Source organism: Alteromonas sp. 5NW40-0090, from assembly GCF_057552975.1.
Genome location: NZ_BAAJLT010000010.1, coordinates 203435 through 222970, shown reverse-complemented (window position 1 = coordinate 222970; position 19536 = coordinate 203435). Strand labels below are relative to the sequence as shown.

Annotated in this window: 14 protein-coding genes; 9 read left to right on the top strand and 5 right to left on the bottom strand. The window is 45.4% G+C overall.

Translation table 11 applies throughout. From position 1 onward, the window contains the following. Positions 1-59 precede the first annotated feature (59 nt). Entirely contained in the window at positions 60-530 is a 471-nt protein-coding gene (locus AC27KT_RS14185; RefSeq protein WP_487130972.1) for a hypothetical protein, read from the bottom strand. Between the two features lie 250 nt (positions 531-780). Beyond that, positions 781-1926, bottom strand: a complete 1146-nt coding sequence (gene metK / locus AC27KT_RS14180) for a methionine adenosyltransferase (RefSeq protein ID WP_487130970.1) — start codon at positions 1924-1926, stop codon at positions 781-783. 405 nt (positions 1927-2331) lie between these two features. Between metK and tkt the strand changes: the two genes are divergently transcribed. The 4 genes from tkt to AC27KT_RS14160 all read left to right on the top strand — a co-directional run bounded on the left by tkt (position 2332) and on the right by AC27KT_RS14160 (position 7841). After that, positions 2332-4323 carry a transketolase gene (gene tkt, locus AC27KT_RS14175; RefSeq protein ID WP_487130968.1) on the top strand — a complete coding sequence of 664 codons (1992 nt, stop codon included), beginning with the start codon at positions 2332-2334 and terminating at the stop codon, positions 4321-4323. Positions 4324-4341: 18 nt separating this feature from the next. Further along, on the top strand, positions 4342-5352 hold the full coding sequence (gene epd, locus AC27KT_RS14170; RefSeq protein ID WP_014948384.1) for an erythrose-4-phosphate dehydrogenase: 1011 nt from the start codon (positions 4342-4344) through the stop codon (positions 5350-5352). Positions 5353-5464: 112 nt separating this feature from the next. Continuing rightward, on the top strand, positions 5465-6640 hold the full coding sequence (locus AC27KT_RS14165; RefSeq protein WP_487130965.1) for a phosphoglycerate kinase: 1176 nt from the start codon (positions 5465-5467) through the stop codon (positions 6638-6640). Between the two features lie 301 nt (positions 6641-6941). Beyond that, positions 6942-7841 carry a fructose bisphosphate aldolase gene (locus tag AC27KT_RS14160; RefSeq protein WP_159490540.1) on the top strand — a complete coding sequence of 300 codons (900 nt, stop codon included), beginning with the start codon at positions 6942-6944 and terminating at the stop codon, positions 7839-7841. A 155-nt stretch (positions 7842-7996) separates the two neighbouring features. Here the strand turns inward: AC27KT_RS14160 and AC27KT_RS14155 are convergent, their stop codons facing one another. Together AC27KT_RS14155 and AC27KT_RS14150 are read right to left on the bottom strand one after the other, a co-directional pair. Continuing rightward, a complete protein-coding gene (locus AC27KT_RS14155) occupies positions 7997-8416 on the bottom strand; it encodes a diacylglycerol kinase (protein WP_487130963.1) in 420 nt (139 codons plus the stop codon). Continuing rightward, complete coding sequence (locus tag AC27KT_RS14150; RefSeq protein WP_487130961.1) at positions 8404-10011, bottom strand: phosphoethanolamine transferase; 1608 nt, start codon at positions 10009-10011, stop codon at positions 8404-8406. Before AC27KT_RS14150 ends, AC27KT_RS14155 begins: the two co-directional genes overlap by 13 nt. A gap of 348 nt (positions 10012-10359) precedes the next feature. On the opposite strand from AC27KT_RS14150, the gene AC27KT_RS14145 reads away from it, so the two are divergent. The 4 genes from AC27KT_RS14145 to AC27KT_RS14130 all read left to right on the top strand — a co-directional run bounded on the left by AC27KT_RS14145 (position 10360) and on the right by AC27KT_RS14130 (position 16620). Next, positions 10360-10674 (top strand): hypothetical protein, encoded by a 315-nt coding sequence (locus AC27KT_RS14145; RefSeq protein ID WP_236552042.1) that lies wholly within the window; start codon positions 10360-10362, stop codon positions 10672-10674. A gap of 197 nt (positions 10675-10871) precedes the next feature. Beyond that, the gene (locus AC27KT_RS14140; protein ID WP_487130958.1) at positions 10872-11957 is read left to right on the top strand and encodes an efflux RND transporter periplasmic adaptor subunit; all 1086 of its coding nucleotides are present in this window, start codon (positions 10872-10874) and stop codon (positions 11955-11957) included. A 9-nt stretch (positions 11958-11966) separates the two neighbouring features. After that, positions 11967-15152, top strand: coding sequence for an efflux RND transporter permease subunit (locus AC27KT_RS14135; RefSeq protein WP_487130956.1), 3186 nt, complete (start codon positions 11967-11969; stop codon positions 15150-15152). Continuing rightward, positions 15142-16620: a TolC family protein gene (locus tag AC27KT_RS14130; RefSeq protein ID WP_487130954.1), complete on the top strand. Its 1479-nt coding sequence runs from the start codon at positions 15142-15144 to the stop codon at positions 16618-16620. Before AC27KT_RS14135 ends, AC27KT_RS14130 begins: the two co-directional genes overlap by 11 nt. Positions 16621-16726: 106 nt before the next feature. Here the strand turns inward: AC27KT_RS14130 and AC27KT_RS14125 are convergent, their stop codons facing one another. Continuing rightward, positions 16727-17176 carry a hypothetical protein gene (locus tag AC27KT_RS14125; protein ID WP_487130952.1) on the bottom strand — a complete coding sequence of 150 codons (450 nt, stop codon included), beginning with the start codon at positions 17174-17176 and terminating at the stop codon, positions 16727-16729. 233 nt (positions 17177-17409) lie between these two features. On the opposite strand from AC27KT_RS14125, the gene AC27KT_RS14120 reads away from it, so the two are divergent. Continuing rightward, the gene (locus tag AC27KT_RS14120) at positions 17410-19536 is read left to right on the top strand and encodes a S9 family peptidase (RefSeq protein ID WP_487130950.1); all 2127 of its coding nucleotides are present in this window, start codon (positions 17410-17412) and stop codon (positions 19534-19536) included.

The following is a 19536-nucleotide window of genomic DNA, read 5'->3' as shown; positions in this document are numbered from 1 at the left end:
TAATGAACTCGGACAGTAAGTGTATAACGAGTTTTGTTAGCGGGAAGCTAACATGTTCATCAGAACAGGTAATTCACACCCAAGGAAAGGGCCATATTTTCTTCTTCGCCCACTTGCCTATGCTCTATCTCTACAGCCATATTTAACCCTTTGTTTTTTCCAAGTAGCCAGCCTAAACGGGTAAATGTACCGATATCGTGAGGTAAATAAAGCCACTCAGCATAATGTTGAAAGGCGGTGTTGTTCGTTTTATAGGTCGCATAAACCTTTTGTGGAATCCATGTGTCGAACTGTCGGCTGGCGCTGAACAAGCCTTGTGAACCTGCTGGATAGGTATAGCTGTTGTCGTATAGAAAGTTTTCAGTTGTAGATTGAACGCGATATGTACTGTTTAACTGCCAGCGAGCTATCTTTTTGCTTTTAAATTGGATTGGGCTGTAGTTACTATTATCGTTTCTCGCGAATACGGGCAAAGCAGTCAGCGAGACAGCCAGAGTGAGCGCTATGAGAGTACCGTTAACCACATTCATGGAAGAGTCCAAGGTGTTGTTATCTTGGCTTGTAAAACAACAAGAAACTACAAGCAACAGTGTGTTCGTTAATTAAGCATAGTCGCAAAAAATAAATGATGAAAATATTCTTTGCTGTTTTTATTTGCTTCGTTGATTTCGCTAGATAGCAAAGCCTAAATAGAAAAACGCCGCTAGTTTGTATAACCGCTTAAAACCAAAGCGTTATAAAACTGAACGGCGTGTATAAAAGCGTTACTTGATTGTCGAATTAAACCGATGCTTTTAACGCTTCTGCTTTATCTGTTGCTTCCCATGGGAATTCGTCACGACCAAAGTGACCATATGCAGCTGTTGGGCGATAAATTGGGCGCTCAAGATCTAGCATTTGGATAAGGCCGTAAGGACGCAAGTCAAAGTGTTCACGTACCAATGCAACCAGTGTCTTCTCATCTACCACGCCTGTTCCAAAGGTATCTATGCTGATGGACGTTGGCTCTGCTACGCCGATGGCGTAAGACACTTGAATTTCACAACGCTTTGCAAGACCCGCTGCAACAATGTTCTTAGCAACGTAACGACCCGCGTATGCTGCACTGCGGTCTACTTTGGATGGATCTTTACCTGAAAACGCGCCACCGCCGTGACGGGCCATGCCGCCGTAAGTGTCTACGATGATTTTACGACCCGTTAAGCCGCAGTCGCCCATTGGCCCACCGATAACAAATCGTCCCGTTGGGTTGATGTGGAAACGCGTGTTGGCATCAATCCACTCGCTTGGAAGCACAGGCTTGATGATTTCTTCCATTACCGCTTCACGTACGGTTTCAGTGCTTACTGAATCGCAGTGCTGGGTTGAAAGCACAACTGCGTCGATGCCAACAGGCTTGTCGTTTTCGTACTTGAATGTAATTTGGCTTTTCGCATCTGGACGCAACCAGTCTAGCTTACCAGATTTACGTACTTCGGCTTGTTTTTGAACAAGACGGTGAGAGTAAGTGATTGGCGCAGGCATTAGCACGTCAGTTTCATCGCTCGCGTAACCGAACATTAGGCCTTGGTCACCCGCACCTTGTTCTTCTAGGCTTGCGCGGTCAACACCTTGATTGATGTCAGGAGACTGTTTACCAATTGCGTTTAATACAGCACATGAGTCAGCGTCGAAGCCCATATCTGAGTGCGTATAGCCAATTTCTTTAACTGTTTTACGGGTAAGTTCTTCAATATCTACCCAAGCAGAAGTAGTGACTTCACCACCTACTAAAACCATACCGGTTTTTACATACGTTTCGCAGGCCACCCGAGCGCGAGGATCTTGCTCTAAAATTGCGTCAAGAACCGCATCTGAGATCTGATCAGCAATTTTGTCCGGATGTCCTTCAGACACTGACTCGGATGTGAATAAATGCGTGGCCATAAATGCTCCGTAAGCGTTAAATTATCAAAATAGTCGTATATTGTACTAAAACAAGTTATAAATACCAGTCTTTACTTCTAGACGTCTAAAAGTCTCTTTGTTACGAAATGTTGACATAACCCGATCAGTATCAAGGTTATTTGTATAAAATAAAAAGACTTAGGCAAAGGTAAGAGGGTTTTTATTACCGTGCTAATACGCATTGGTGAGCGTATAGACCATTTTTTACTATTACTTTCGCTATTGGCAATGAAAACTCATTGAACTGTTAGGTGGCATAGGTAAGAATAACGCCACATTCAATCGTATAAAGAAGTAGAGCAAACGCCTTATCTCTACGCTCGTCTAGCTCCGCTAGCCCGCTAAGATACGAAACAAAAGATACAAAATAAATCAGGAGACAACATGCCCTCTCGTCGTGAACTCGCCAATGCAATCCGTGCATTAAGTATGGACGCCGTTCAACAAGCTAAATCTGGTCACCCAGGTGCCCCAATGGGGATGGCTGATATCGCACAGGTACTATGGGGTGATTTCTTATCACACAACCCTGCAAACCCATCTTGGGCTAACCGCGATCGCTTTGTGCTTTCAAATGGTCACGGCTCGATGCTGTTGTACTCTCTTCTTCACCTTTCGGGCTACGAACTGCAAATTGAAGAATTAAAGAACTTCCGCCAATTGCATTCAAAAACGCCAGGTCACCCAGAGTACGGTTATGCGCCAGGTGTTGAAACGACCACTGGCCCACTAGGCCAAGGTATCAGTAATGCTGTGGGCATGGCGCTTGCCGAAAAAGTGCTAGCGGCACAATTTAACAAAGACGGTCATACTATTGTTGATCACCACACCTACGCATTCTTAGGCGACGGCTGCTTGATGGAAGGTATCTCACACGAGACATGTTCACTAGCCGGTACACTTGGCCTTGGTAAGCTTATCGCGTTCTGGGATGACAACGGCATTTCAATTGATGGTGAAGTGGAAGGTTGGTTCACCGACGATACACCAGCACGCTTCAAGAGCTACGGTTGGGAAGTGATCGATGGCGTTGACGGTCACGATGCAGAACAAGTAAAAGCCGCCATTGAGAAGGCACAGGCGAACACCGCGCAGCCTACGCTTATTTGTTGTAAAACCACTATTGGTTTCGGTTCGCCTAATAAAGAGGGTACCGAGTCTTGTCACGGTGCACCACTAGGTGAGGACGAAATTGTCGCTACTCGCGAGAAACTTGGCTGGAGCCATGGCGCGTTCGAAATTCCAGACGATATTTACGCTGGCTGGGATGGCAAAGAGAAAGGCTCAAAAGCAGAAAGTGCGTGGAATGATGCTTTCGCTGCATACGAGGCCGCCTACCCAGAGCTTGCGGCAGAGTTTAAACGCCGCGTTAACGGTGAGCTTCCAGCAGATTTCAGCGAAAAAGCAGACGCTATTATTGCTGAACTGCAAGCTAACCCTCAAAACATTGCTTCACGTAAAGCATCGCAAAATGCATTAAACGCATTTGGCCCATTACTTCCTGAACTACTCGGCGGTTCTGCCGACTTGGCTGGTTCTAACTTGACTATTTGGGAAGGCAGCAAAGGCGTTGAAGCGAACGATGCCTCAGGTAACTACATTTATTATGGTGTACGTGAGTTTGGTATGTCTGCCATGATGAACGGTATTGCTCTTCACGGCGGTTTTAAAGCATACGGTGCAACCTTCCTAATGTTTATGGAATATGCCCGTAACGCGGTACGTATGGCAGCACTAATGAAGCAGCCTGCTATTTTCGTTTACACTCATGACTCAATTGGTCTGGGTGAAGACGGCCCAACGCACCAGCCGGTAGAGCAGGTAGTAGCGCTACGTGCTACGCCTAACCTTGATAACTGGCGTCCGTGTGATCAGGTTGAGTCTGCTGTGTCGTGGAAGTCTGCTATTGAGCGTACTGACGGCCCAACAACACTAATCTTCACACGCCAAGGCTTAGCGCAGCAAGAAAGAACGGCTCAACAAGTGGCTGATATCGCTAAAGGCGGTTACGTACTTAAAGACTGTGAAGGTACGCCAGAGCTTATTCTTATTGGTACAGGGTCTGAGGTTCAGCTAGCCGTTGAAGCTGCAGCGAAACTGACCGAGCAAGGTAAAGCGGTGCGCGTAGTGTCTATGCCATCAACTGACGTATTTGATCGTCAGTCTGCTGATTACCGTGAAAGCGTATTGCCTTCTAATGTTGTTAAACGCGTAGCGGTCGAAGCGTTGTCTAAAGACAGCTGGTACAAGTACGTTGGCTTTAATGGTGCTATCGTAGGCATGGACACCTTTGGTGAGTCTGCACCTGCTGGCGACCTGTTTAAGCACTTCAACATTACCACTGACGCTGTAGTAGAGGCTGCACTGTCTCTGTAAGAGGTAACAGATAAGCCTATGGTAAATATTGCCATAAATGGGTTTGGTCGTATTGGTCGCAACGTGCTGCGCGCGCTTTATGAAAGCGGGCGCAACAACGAATTTAACGTGGTAGCCATTAACGACATTGCGAAACCCGAAGGCATTGCACATTTACTTAAATACGATACCGCCCACGGGCGGTTCCGTTTTGATGTGGCCTTAGAAAACAACACGCTTAATGTCGCAGGCGACGATATTACGCTGCTCGCGATAAGCGATATTAAAGATCTACCGTGGAAAGACTTAGGCGTTGATATTGTGCTTGAGTGTACGGGGAAGTTTGATGACAGAGCATCCGGGCAAGCCCACTTAGATGCAGGCGCTGGCAAAGTGCTTTTCTCATCACCCGGGTCACCAGATTTAGATAATACGGTCATTTTCGGTACCAACGAAGACACGTTGACCAGTGAACAAAAATTAGTCTCTAATGGTTCTTGTACCACAAACTGCATCGTTCCGGTTATCCAAGCGCTAGATGCAGCTTTTGGCGTTGAAAGTGGAACGATCACTACCATTCACGCCTCTATGCATGACCAGCAAGTTATCGACGCCTATCATGAAGATTTGCGCAGAACCCGCGCCGCAAGTCAGTCGATTATTCCCGTTGATACGCGACTTGCTGCCGGTATAGAGCGCATTCTGCCTAAGTTTGCGGGTAAATTTGAGGCTATTGCGGTACGAGTGCCTACTATCAATGTTACTGCCATGGACTTAAGCGTAACGCTTCAATCTAAGGTAACCATAGAGCAAGTGAACCAGGCCCTTCGCAATGCAAAAGCGGGGCGGTTACAAGGTATTTTGGATTACACCGAAGAGCCTTTGGTGTCGGTAGATTTCAATCACGACCCTCACTCGTGTATTGTAGATGGCACACAGACAAGAGTCAGTCACAAGCAACTGGTTAAAACACTGGTGTGGTGTGACAACGAATGGGGTTTTGCAAACCGTATGCTCGACACAGCAAAAGTGATGTTCGACGCAAAGTAAAGCATTGATGCTGCCAAGGGTTGGTAGCACCAGCCCGCGCAGCTTTCACCGTTAATTTGAGCGTGTGTTTATAAACACGCTCTACTAAATTGAAATTAACATAGGAAAGACAATGGCAATTCCAAGCATGAGCGATATGGCCTTAAGCGGTCAGCGCGTACTAATTAGACAAGACCTAAACGTGCCGGTAAAAGACGGTAAAGTCACTTCTGATGCACGTATCAGAGCATCTATTCCTACCATTAAAGCAGCGCTAGAAGCGGGAGCGGCGGTGATGGTGATGTCTCACCTTGGTCGCCCTACTGAAGGCGAGCCTGCTGACGAGTTCTCTCTTCAACCTGTAGTCGATTACCTCAATGACGCCTTAGACGTACCGGTTAAACTGGTAAAAGATTACCTGGATGGTGTTGAACTGGCTGACGGCGAACTCGTTATTCTTGAAAACGTCCGCTTTAACAAAGGCGAAAAGAAAGACGACGAGACGCTAGCAAAACAGTACGCAGCACTTTGCGATATTTTTGTAATGGATGCGTTTGGTACGGCTCACCGCGCACAAGCGTCTACCCACGGCGTTGCTAAATTCGCACCAAAAGCCTGTGCTGGCCCATTACTTGCTGCAGAATTAGATGCACTAGGCAAAGCGCTGGATAATCCTAAGCGCCCAATGGTTGCCATTGTAGGTGGCTCTAAAGTATCTACTAAACTTACCGTATTGAAAACGCTTGCCGAAAAAGTCGACCAGCTCATTGTTGGCGGCGGCATTGCCAATACCTTTATTGCAGCACAAGGCCACAATGTCGGTAAGTCGCTGGTAGAAATGGATCTCACCGAGCAAGCCACGCAGTTGATGAATGAAGCGCAAGCGAATGGTGGTAATATTCCAGTGCCAACAGACGTAGTGGTGGGCAAAGCGTTTGATGAGAACACCGAAGCAACGCTAAAAGTAGTCAGTGATGTTGCTGATGACGATATGATTTTTGATATCGGCCCAGACTCTTCAAAAGCGTTAGAAGAGATCATTAAAAACGCAGGCACTATTGTATGGAATGGCCCTGTAGGTGTATTTGAATTTGAACAGTTCAGTGCTGGAACTAAAGCGCTGTCTGAAGCGATTGCGGCTAGCGACGCATTCTCAATCGCAGGTGGTGGTGATACACTAGCAGCCGTTGATAAATACGGAATTGCCGATAAGGTTTCTTATATTTCAACAGGTGGTGGCGCGTTCCTAGAATTCTTGGAAGGCAAAACATTACCAGCGGTAGCAGTACTAGAAGAAAAAAATAAATAAGCCTGAGCGCTGCTTGTAAACGCAGCGCCTTAAAGCTCAAGATAGCCAAGGCCTAGTACAAACGTTACCCCATAGGTGTCACGCTCAGTAACAGCATTTTTGAGCGTGACCTTTTAATCGGAAACGATTACACCTGCGAAACAGTGAAGTGCGCAGGCATAAATACCCATTTTATTGCAGATGTGTTTGCTTAAGGTGCAGCTATGCCGTGTCTGGTACAAACAGATCTTTAATAGAATTGGTATAACAATAAACCCTACACCTGTCTATTAAGGCAGTAATATACAAAAGGAGTGTTGCAATGGCATCACAAGCTCAGCAGGCAATGTTGGATAAACTGAAGACGCAAACCGGTTTTATTGCAGCGTTAGATCAAAGCGGCGGTAGTACCCCTAAAGCGTTACGCTTATATGGCATCGAAGAATCTGAATACAGCTCAGATGAAGAGATGTTTAATCTAGTGCACGAAATGCGTACGCGCATTATCACCAGCACCCCTTTTAGCGGCGAGCGCGTTCTTGGCGCAATCTTATTTGAAAACACCCTTGATAGAGACATTGAAGGCATGTCTACTGCACACTTCTTGTGGCAGAAAAAGCGTGTCATTCCTTTCTTAAAGGTTGATAAAGGATTGGCTGAAGAAAGCAATGGCGTACAGATAATGAAGCCAATGCCAGGCCTTGATGCACTGCTAGCTAAAGCGGTAGCGCAAGACGTGTTTGGCACTAAGATGCGCAGTGTTGTTAAGCTGGCCAATCACCAAGGTATTAAAGATGTTGTTGCTCAGCAATTTGAAGTGGGTAAGCAAATCTTAGCGGCTGGTCTTGTTCCGATTATCGAGCCAGAAGTAGACATTCATAGCCCACAAAAAGCCGAAGCTGAAGCCCTTCTCAAATTAGAGATCCTTACCCAGCTTAACCTTCTAAATGAAGGGCAGGAAGTCATGCTTAAGCTAACGCTGCCAACAGAAGCAAACTTCTATAAAGAACTTGTCGATCACCCTCGCGTACTTAAAGTGGTAGCGCTATCTGGTGGCTATAGCCGCGAAGAAGCAAACGCGAAACTGGCGGAAAACCAAGGTATGATTGCGAGTTTTTCTCGTGCATTGACCGAAGGGGTTTCTGCGCAGCAATCTCAAGAAGAGTTTGAAGCAACACTCGACACTGCGATTGAAGGTATCTATCAAGCGTCTAAAGCTTAATTCTCTCTTTTTACATTGATTGTAAGGAGCGCCTAATGGCGCTCTTTTTGTTATGAGTTCCTTTGCAGTATTCCGATATTTTCACCTTTGTAAGCCCATCTCAGTAAGCCCGCCAAAGGAATACCTCTAGGAGGCTAAGTTCTTGGCTAATAACTTTATATGTGGCTATAAAATACGCCGGCCCACAACACACAGGCAATAACGATGGATAGAAAAACGCCTGCTGATGCTAAGTCTTTTGCTAACCCTGATAGGGCATGAAACTCTGTTCCTATTCTGTCGACGGTGACTTCAATGGCCGTATTGATGATTTCCGCAAATAAAATGAAAAAAATGGAAGACATTAAAATTGCACGTTCAAGAAAAGGAATTGACCAAAACGCAAGTATCACGAAGGCTACAGCGGCTAAGCCTACTTCTTGTTTAAATGCCGCTTCGTTCTTAGTAAGCCAGCTAACTGCACGAAATGAATTCTTGAGTGCCTTAAACACTCGAAGTACGCCTTTTGGTTTGTTGTTTGGGTCAAAATGCGCAGGGGGGGTAACGACATGTTTAGATTCATTTAGGCTTCGCATTGTTTAAAGATATCCATAGTAGGTTGGTAAGTAATACTCTTTACACTTGATAAACCGAGCAATGTGTCAAACAAGTTGTCTTGAGAGTAAGGGTGGTTGGCTAGGTTTTTAATACAATTTCTGTAGCCTGAATCTTCGAACTTCGACGCCCAAAAAAGCATAGGAATGTGAGTTTGTTCTTGCGGTGCAATTTGATAAGGAAATCCATGCAGATAGAGTCCTTTTTCTCCCAAAGATTCACCGTGATCAGACAGATATAGCATGGAAGCGTTTGGCACATTTTTTAATGTATTAACAATCTCACCAAGGACAAAGTCAGTGTACGCAATGGTATTGTCATAGGTATTGATAAGCGCCTGCGATTCACAATTTTGAATGTCACTTCTAGGGCAGTCGGGAGAGAATTTAGCAAAATCAGCCGGATACCTTCGAAAATAGGTGGGGCCGTGAGAGCCAATCATATGAAGAACAATAACTCTATTGTTAGTCGCTGGTTTTGACAAAACGTCTTTCAAAAGCTCGTTAAGCAGAACATCATAGCAAAAATCGCCGTCACATAGAGTGGGGTCTCGGGTTGGGTCGAACGCAATCGTTTCAATTCTTTTGCACACCCCCTTGCAGCTACTATTATTATCTATCCATGTCACGTCAGCGCCCGCTCTATTTAGAATATCTAGCACATTGTCCTGACTTTCCGCAAGGCGAGTATCATAGCTTTGTCTTGAAAGCCGAGAAAACATACAGGGTACTGACACCGCAGTAGCGGTCCCGCATGAGGTCACGTCGTTGAAACTTATCGCGCCTATGTCGTTCATAAAGGGCGTGGTGTTTCTGCTATAGCCATTACTGGCAAACTTGTCTGCCCTTGCTGTTTCTCCAACAACCAGTACAGTCGTAGAAGGCAAAGCGTTGTTTCTATTTATTATGGAAGGTGTCTTGTCCAGTACCTTGTAAGGAAGTGGCGGATAAAAGTAGGTGTCTCTGAGATATTTGTAGCCAGAATCGTAAAATGCATAGGGGATAATATACTTGGCCAAATCTTTGTTATTTCTACCCACCGCAGCATAGTCTTTATAAAGGCCAGCAGCGATAATTATTATTCCAACCACTGCTAATACGTTGAGCTTAAGTAAGTGCTTAACTCTAGCAACTAATTTTCCATTAATTTCCTGATTAAAGACGGCAACAACGGGCACCAATCCTAACAAGAAGAAAAAGAGTAAAAGCGTTGAGTTTAGATAGGCAAATGCTTCACCAGAATTGGTCTCCATCACATTTTGAATCATACTCTTATCAAATATCACGCCGTAAGCGACCGTACCGTATAAAAGAAGTGAACTGACTAACAGTGTCACTGCCACGGTCAATCTTGGCAGAAAAATAGCGCCTAATAGGCTAAGGGCGATGATATTGAAAAAGGTAAGCAACAATGGAACGGACAGAAAAAATATCCACTGGCCTACTTTAGTTGGCGACACAGCGTGATAGACATTTGAAATAAAAGGGAAGTTGAAAACCAGCGTTATTAAGACTGATGCTATAAAAACAAAATTGGCTAATGAAGGGTTTAAATTTAACGAACGTGGAAATTTCAAAGTCAGTTCTCTTGTGTACTACTTGCAGCACAAGATAACTTTCAAAACTTAAATAAAGCTTAAGCAAAACTTTGGATTTGTCACAAGGGGAAAATTTTGTCTAGAACTAAAAGCCCATCGTTATTCCCCATGTGAAAACACATGCCGACAAAATGCGCTATTGCTTGCAGTAAAAAAATATGACGTACACTGCCACACTCAGGAATTCTGAGTTTGTTTGTGACAAATACGTGCAACCGTTTATTGCCTGCGTTTAGTAGCAATACCGGTTCTTGTAAAAGCGCAGTCGTCTGTGTAGGATGTTGCCGCTAATTTCCTTATATCATTGAATTTCTGGAATAATCATCGGTGAATAATCATCAGTACATCAGGCAGTACACCATATACGCATTAATCGCGTTGTTATTTGCTTGCGTATCTGGACTTCAACACGATTATAAGCCAGTCACGTTTAAGCATCATTTTGATGCGTCTATTTCAGAATATTCATTTGAATTTGATACTGAGGAAAGTGCACCAGAAGAGCCCGCCCCGCCGCAAAACGTTGTGCTGGATTATGGGTTGGATTCCTTCACTGACACCACGAAGCCGCGTCCACGCTGGCATTTCAAAACATCCCTAAACTACGCTACGCCGTTAACCCGAGCGCCGCCTATTGCTTAGTTTTTTAGTTCCCGCAACGACTTGCTGAACTAAAAAACACGTTAATTCGATTTTCCTAACAACGCGCCAGCCCTTTTTGCTGGATGTTTTTGCGCGCTTAATTTTCAGCACTGAATTTTATTGCTGAACGCGCGCTAGTGGCGTGCTGCCTTTTTACAAGGCACGTCACGATTAGCCTTTTATTACGAATTTACATTATGAGCAAAAAAGCACTTCTTACAGTAAGCATTGTTTCCGCACTTTTAGGTGGTTGTGGACATGAAGAACATGCTGCGCATCACGAAAAACTTCAATTCAACGTTACTCATCCTATCGTACAAGACACAACGCTGATAAAAGAGTACGTCAGTCAGATACGTGCCATTCAACATATTGAAGTTAGAGCTATGGAAAAAGGCTATCTTCAATCGACCTTTGTTGATGAAGGGCAAACGGTAGAACGTGGTCAGCCCATGTTCAAAATAATGCCGAACGTGTATGAAGCTGAGCTACACCGCGCTGAAGCTGAGGCTAAAGCGGTTGAGATGGAGTACAAAAATACCAAGTCGCTTGTTGAACAAAACATTGTTTCTCCTAACGAACTTGCCGTCATTGAAGCGCAGCTTCAAAAAGCACAGGCTGAAGTTGAACTGGCGAAGACCCACCTAGCGTTTACTGACGTTAAAGCACCGTTCACTGGCAAAATGGATCGACTAGAAGCTCGAACGGGAAGTCTGCTCGATGAAGGTGAGTTGCTTACCACGCTATCTGATATCAGCACCATGTGGGTGTATTTCAATGTACCTGAATCTGAGTATTTAAAATACGCGCAAAGCAACCTGTCAAATAAGCAAACGCCAGTGCGATTAAAGCTTGCGGATGGCAGTATTTACGCGCATCAAGGCGTGATAGATGCCATTGAAGCCGATTTTGATAATCACACCGGTACCATCGAAATGCGCGCTTCTTTCCCTAATCCAGATCAGCTGCTAAGACATGGGCAGACCGGTAATGTCATGGTGGATATTGCCTATCCGGATGCTCTAGTTATTCCTCAGAAAGCCACATTCGAAATTCTCGATCAAAGCTTTGTGTACGTACTGGATAGCGAGAACAAGTTAGCAACGCGCCACATTAATATCGCAGCAGAGCTCCCTAACATCTATCTGGTGTCTGACGGCTTAGCGCCGAGCGACACTATTTTGATTGAAGGGCTGAGAAGAGTCTCTAATGGCGATGAGATAGAGCCTGAACTCATTTCAGCCAGCGAAACATTAGCTGAACTGTCACTGCACGCAGAGTAAGGGGGCGCTATGTTTGGAGTTTTCATTAAACGTCCAGTGATGGCCATTATGCTATCGCTGATGATCATATTTTTAGGTGTGCTATCGGTTTTTAGCCTACCCACGTCACAGTTTCCCGATATTGCGCCTCCGCGGGTGCTTATTTCTCTGGCATATCCCGGTTCAAGTGCTGATGTACTGGTGAAATCATCGCTGGTGACCATTGAGCGCTCAATCAACGGCGTACCGGGCATGAAATACATTGTCTCGGATGCGACCAGCGCGGGTGAAGCCACCATTCAAGTTATCTTCGATTTAGATGTGGACCCGAATCAGGCGCTGATCAATGTGAAAACGCGGCTTGATCAGATCATGAATCGGCTGCCCCAGCTCGTGCAGTTAGAAGGGGTGGTGTTAGAACGCGTTCAGCCCAGCATGTTGATGTACATAAACGTTTATAGCACGGACGAAACTGCGGACGAAAAGTTTCTGTACAACTATTCCAATATCAACCTTATCCCTGAAATACAGCGCGTAAACGGGATTGCCAGTGCAAAAATATTGGGAAGCCGTCAGTACGCCATGCGAATTTGGCTAAAGCCCGATCGCATGCGTGCTTACAATGTTTCTGTAGATGAGATTATGGAATCGATAGACGAGCAAAGCTTGATTGGACGCCCGGGACGACTTGGCAGAAGCTCAGGCATTACTGCTCAGTCCAAAGAATACGTGCTTATTTACGAAGGACGTTACGACGAGCCTGAAGAATATAAAAATATCATTATTCGTGCCGACTCCGACGGTCGCTTGCTCAAATTAGGTGACATTGCTGATGTTGAGCTAAGTAGTGAATTTTTCGATATTTATTCAAACAAAGACGGGTATCCTTCAGCTGCCATAGTACTTAAGCAGAACTACGGAAGCAGTGCCAACGAAGTGATTTCTCAGGTGAAAGCCACCATGGCTGAACTAGAAAAAACGTTTCCAGAAGGCATGAAATACGAAATTAACTACGACGTGTCTAAGTTTCTAGATGCCTCTATTGAACAAGTGCTGCATACCCTGTTTGAAGCCTTTATTTTGGTTTCCTTGGTGGTGTTTATTTTCCTGGGAGACTGGCGCTCAACACTGATCCCGCTTCTTGCTGTGCCGGTTTCACTGGTGGGAACGTTTTTCTGTATGCAGGCCACAGGAGTGAACATAAACCTTATTACCCTGTTCGCTCTGGTGCTGGCTATAGGGATTGTGGTGGACAACGCTATTGTTATCGTAGAGGCGGTTCACGCAAAAATGGAAGAGAGCAGTAGCCTAACCCCCTATATGGCGACCCAACAAGTATTGGGTGAAATGGGGGGAGCTATTATCGCAATTACATTAGTCATGACGGCGGTTTTCGTGCCTCTTATCTTTATGACGGGGCCGGTGGGTGTCTTCTATCGCCAATTCTCCATTACCATGGCATCGTCAATTATCATCTCGTGTATTGTAGCGCTTTCATTAACCCCAGTGCTGTGTGCAATGTTGCTTAAAAACCCTCATTTACACACAAGAAAAGCAACGCCATTAAGCAAGTTTATTGATGGATTTAACCGTTATTTTAATAAGTTAACCGGCCGTTATACAGGCATTATCAAAGCTATCGTTACCCGCCGCAGTGTGACGGTTGTTCTGCTTGCGGGATTTATGGTAAGTACCTTTGGCGTTAATCAGGCATTGCCTACTGGCTTTATTCCTGGCGAAGACCAAGGGCAGATTTATGCCATTATCCAAACGCCGCCAGGTAGTACCCTTGAAGCGACGAATACCGTAGCGCGAGAGTTGCAAAGCCTAGCGCTAGAGGTTGAGGGTGTCTCTTCGGTGTCCTCACTTGCTGGCTATGAGATTCTTACGGAAGGACGAGGTTCAAACGCGGGTACCTGTTTGATTAACCTAAAAGACTGGGCTAATCGTGAACAATCGGTACGTGGCATCATTGAAGAACTGGAAGCTAAAACACACCACTTAGGTGCAGTTATTGAGTATTTCGAACCACCTGTGGTGCCGGGTTATGGCGCGTCGTCGGGGTTATCATTCCGCTTGCTCGATAAAACCAACACTACCGACTATCAAGAGTTTGACCAAATCAATAAAGCCTTCATGGAAGAGCTCGGTAAACGCGATGAGCTAAAAGGTTTATTCACGTTTTATGCTGCCGATTACCCTCAATACAAAATTGAGATAGATAACCAAGCTGCAATGCAGAAAGGAGTATCTATAGGCGCTGCTATGGAGAATTTGAATATTCTTATTGGTAGTACTTATGAGCAAGGTTTCACGCGTTTTAATAATTTCTTCAAAGTGTACACACAAAGTGCACCGGAATATCGCCGCTATCCCAGCGATTTATTGGATTACTATGTGAAAAATGAAGAGGGTGAAATGGTGCCTTATTCGGCCTTCATGAAGCTCATTAAAACCCAAGGCCCTAATGAAATTACGCGTTACAACCTATATACCTCGGCGGCAATTCGCGCAGAGCCTGCAGTAGGGTATACCTCGGCGCAAGCGATAAAAGCAGTGGAGGAAGTAGCAGCTGCAACCTTGCCAAAAGGATACGACATTGGTTGGGAAGGCCTGTCATTTGACGAGGCGAAACGAGGCAATGAGGCCATCGTTATCTTTGCCGTAGTATTGTTGTTTGTATATATCGTGCTGGCATCACAATACGAAAGTCTGCTTCTACCTTTTGCGGTCATTCTTTCACTACCTACCGGTATTCTCGGCTCATTCCTGTTTCTAAAAGGAATGGGGCTGGCCAACGACGTTTATGCGCAGCTTGGCTTAGTTATGCTGGTTGGGTTACTCGGCAAAAATGCCGTGCTTATTGTGGAATACGCAGTGCAAAAAAATCAGCAGGGCTTATCAATTGCCGACGCGGCAGTTGAAGCGGCCAAACAGCGCTTCCGCCCAATCCTAATGACATCGTTCTCGTTTGTAGCAGGGCTAATTCCGCTTGTTATTGCAACGGGGGCAGGCGCAGTAGGAAATAGAACCATTGGTGCTTCTGCCTTAGGCGGTACCTTGTTCGGTACTATTTTTGGTGTGCTGGTTATTCCTGGGCTTTACTACTTGTTCGCCAAACTTGAAGAAGGTAAGTCATTAATCAAAAACGAAGATCATGTCCCTCTTACTGAAACTTACCACTATAACGATGAGGTGCTAAGCGATGACAAATAAAAAGCGATTTACTTATAAGCCGCTGTGGTTAGCGCTTAGTAGTGCGTTATTAGTACAGGCATGTGCCATTCCTACCATTGAAACGCGAAACCCTAATCTAGATTTGCCAGAGCAGTTTAACGCGAAAGTTTCGCAAGTGGATACTCAGGCTGGTCAAGGGATAAACGAGAGTACACAAGCAAATATTCAATGGAGTGAGTGGTTTAACGACCCTACGCTTTCTGCGCTGGTGGAAACGGCGGTTAAGAACAACCAAGAGGTGTCTATATTAATTCAACGCATTAATATGGCGTCGAATGAAGTGTATGCACGGGAAGGGGAATATTTGCCTCGACTCTCTGCGGGGGTAGCGGCTGAAACCGAAAAGGTTGGCGAATATACCCGGGAAGGCGCAGTAGAAGAACAGTTAAATATCAAGGAGGATAAAGGATTTCCTGACCCGCTGGCAAACCTAAAGCTAGGCCTTAATGCGTCGTGGGAAATTGACGTTTGGCATAAGCTGAGAGATGCGTCTAAAGTGGCCTCGCTTGAATACTTGGCGTCGGTTGAAAGTAAGAACTTTTTCGTTACCCAGTTAGTATCTGAAGTTGCGCGTACTTACTATGAACTGCTGGCGCTAGATAACAAGCTAGAGAACCTCGACTCAACCATTTCGCTGCAGCGCAATGTTATTCACACTATTAATGCGTTGAAAGAGTACGGGCGGGCGTCATCGCTACCCGTTGCGCGCTTTAACGCGGAAGTGAAAAAAAACGAGAGCGAGCGTTACTTGATTGAGCAGGAAATCCTAGAGAAAGAGAACACGCTCAATCTGTTATTAGGACGCTCTCCACAGCCCATTCAAAGGGACAGTAACGTGTTGCTCAGCGCCGAGCTAAAAAGCCCGCAGGTGGGTGTACCCTCTGCGCTATTAGACAATCGCCCAGATATAAAACAAGCTGCACTCAAACTCCAAGCAGCAGAGTTAAATATCGATGTGGCTAAAGCCAACTTCTACCCTTCTTTTGAGCTAAAAGCAGGGGTAGGTTTATCGGCGTTTGATAGTCGCTACTTGTTTAATGTGCCTGAGTCATTGGCATATTCTTTATCTGGTGATGTTTTTGCGCCATTAGTAAACCGCAGGGCGATTGAGGCGGTTTATCAAAATGCCAGCGCCGAACAAATTGAAGCGGCTTACGAATATGAACTGACCGTTTTAACGGCGGTAGCTGAAGTAACAAACAGTTTGTCGAAGCTCGATAATTTGGAGAAAAGTGCTGAAGCAAGGCGTCATCAAATTGCTTCACTCGAACAGTCGATTGATATTGCCAATAGGCTTTTTTCGTCAGCTCATGGTGAATATTTAGAGGTGCTGCTTGCGCAACGAGAAGCGCTGGAAGCGCGTAGCGAGTTTATAGAAACTCGTCAGCAGCAAATGGCCGCACTGGTCGATTTGTATCAGGCACTCGGAGGCGGATGGCAGTCTTAAAACAATAAGGAGAGCGCTCGCTCTCCTTTTTTCGCCCTTATCAAAAGCTGGCGGTGAATTTTAGACTCAACGTGTGACAAAAGCAGAACGCATGCGGCGTTAAATGTTAACTTGTAAAATTAAAGCGGGCAAAAAATCGCTCAGCTTCGTTACTATCAAAATCATAGCCATTATTCGTCATCGCTTCCAAAGCATCTTCTACCGTTTCGTAAAAGCCATGAGGAACCTCAGCAGCGTCGTAGCACTGAGAAATCTGATGCTTAGTTGTGAGCATAATGTCGGTATCTAATATAACCACGGCAAGAGACGACAGGCCGCGGTTTTTTCTTACCCGAGTTTGTTTTACAAAAATATCAAAGGTGGAAGGGGGCATCAGGCTTTCACCGTAAAGACAGCTTACTTGTGCCCATTTAGTGCCCTTCTCGAATTTTGAAATGTCAGAAGACATCTTAACTACGCCATTTCTCATGGTTTCATCATTCCACGGACCGCGTGCTGAGAAGAGCAGTAGTTGACCGCTTACGCTACATTCAAACTCGCCGTGTGGATTATTCATGGGCACTCCTTTTACGCCTTGTATAGAAGTTAGCATTTTACCGCTATCACGCAACTAACCATTCGGCTAAAGCCAACGCCCCTGTGTACTGCGCTTAATCGCCTAGCGATGTCGCTCAACGTTTAATCTTTATTGGCTGAATATATTCAGTAATATGGAGACGATAAATGCATCACTACAACGTGATCACCCCATAAAAAGAACGGATAAGAACAAATAGATTAAGGTGAGATATGTCTTTTACGAGAAGTCACAGGAACCCGTCAGTCAAAAAACGGTTTGCTATATGGGCTGCACTATTTAGCGTAGGCACGCTAGCTATGCCAGCCACAGCGCTTGCAAGCAATGAGAGAGAATCTCTTACTACCGACTCTGAACGCTATTTTAAATCGGAAGATATTTTTAATTTGGAATACGTGAGCGAAGTTCAGGTGTCGCCAAACGGTAAATATGTTGCATATGTGCGCCGTTCAAACGACATTATGTCGGACAGCAGTCGAGCGAACGTCTGGCTAGCGTCGGTTGATGGGAAGTCACACCGCCCCTTACTGTCGTCGAAAAAGAGTTACTATTCTATTCGCTGGTCACCAGACGGTAGCCGATTGGCTTACCTTTCTAATGAAGAAGGTAAACCGCAATTGTATGTGCGTTGGATGGATACAGGGCAAACGGCACTCGTAACAAATGTCACCTCAAACCCAAGTAACATCACTTGGTCGCCAGATGGTAAGCACATTGCTTTCACTATGAGCGTTGATGCCAAGGAAAAGCCGCTAGACATTAAAATGCCTAAAAAGCCTGACGGTGCAAAGTGGTCTCCTAGCTTTCAATATATTACCAAAGCTCGCTATCAAGCCGATGGCCGAGGCATTCTTGAACCTGCTTACACCCATATTTTTATTGTTCCTGCTGACGGAGGCACAGCGCGACAGCTTACTTCAGGGAACTATCACCACAATGGGCGCTTAAGTTTCTCTCCTGATAGCGACAAAATCTATTTCTCTGCCAACCGCAGTGACAATTGGGAGTATGAGCCTGTTGAGGGGAACATCTTTTCTGTGGATATGATGGGACATATCGCACAGCTTACCAACGACAAAGGCCTTGAATCATCGCCTGTCGTATCGCCTGACGGAAAGCGCATTGCTTACGCACGCCGCGATGACGAAAAAGTGATGTACAAAAATAGCTATTTATATGTGATGAAGAGCGATGGTACAGATGCTCAAAATTTAACAAAAGACATTGATAATTCAGTGTCTAACTTTCACTGGAAAGATAATAAGCACGTTTATTTTCAGCAGTCGGTTCGCGGTTTAGCACAGGTGGATGTGGTATCGCTATCGGGCAGCGTAAAAGCCGTAGCTAAGGGGCTGGGCGGTACTACGTTAGGACGACCTTATGTGTTTGGCACCTATCACGCTGTTGATGATGTAGTGGCGTATACCAAAGGACGTACCGATCGCCCCGCTGATTTATATGTCACTACGCGAAACGAGCGACAGCTTACAGCGCTCAATGAAGACGTTCTTGGTCATAAACAGCTCGGTGAGGTGAAAGAAATTGTCTATTCGTCTTCTATTGATGGTGAAGAAATTCAGGGGTGGTACATTCTGCCGCCAAACTACGACAGCTCGAAAACGTATCCACTTATTTTAGAAATTCATGGCGGCCCTAATCTCGCCTATGGCCCTGTGTTTACGGCTGAACTGCAGCGCATGGCTGCAGAAGGCTACGTGGTGTTTTATGACAATCACAGAGGTAGTACAGGTTATGGCGAGCGCTTTGCATTGCTACTTCAAGGGAAATACAGCTCGGAATATGACTTCTCAGACCATATGTCGGGTGTAGATGCGCTTATTGAAAAAGGCATCGCTGACCCCAATCGCTTGTTCATTACTGGCGGCTCAGCAGGCGGCATTGCATCAGCCTATGCTATTGGCCTCACTAACCGGTTTAAAGCGGCCGTGGTTGCCAAACCCGTTATTAACTGGCTATCAAAGGTACTGTCTGCCGATTCAGGTCTATATCAAATTCCTTTCCAATTTCCCGGTAAACCTTGGGATAACGTAGAACATTACTGGAAGCGCTCGCCGCTATCGCTAGTAGGAAACGTTACTACCCCCACCATGCTGATCACGGGAGTGGAGGACAAGCGCACGCCAATGTCTGAGACCGAGCAGTTCTATCAAGCGTTAAAGATTCAAAAGGTTGATAGCGTGCTGGTAAAAGTACCTGGATCGCCCCACGGGATCGCTTCTAAGCCATCTAGAATGATTGGTAAAGTTGAAAATATATTGGCGTGGTTTAAAAAATACGACAGCGTGCAGTCACAAAGTACGCAAGTTGAAGCTCAATAA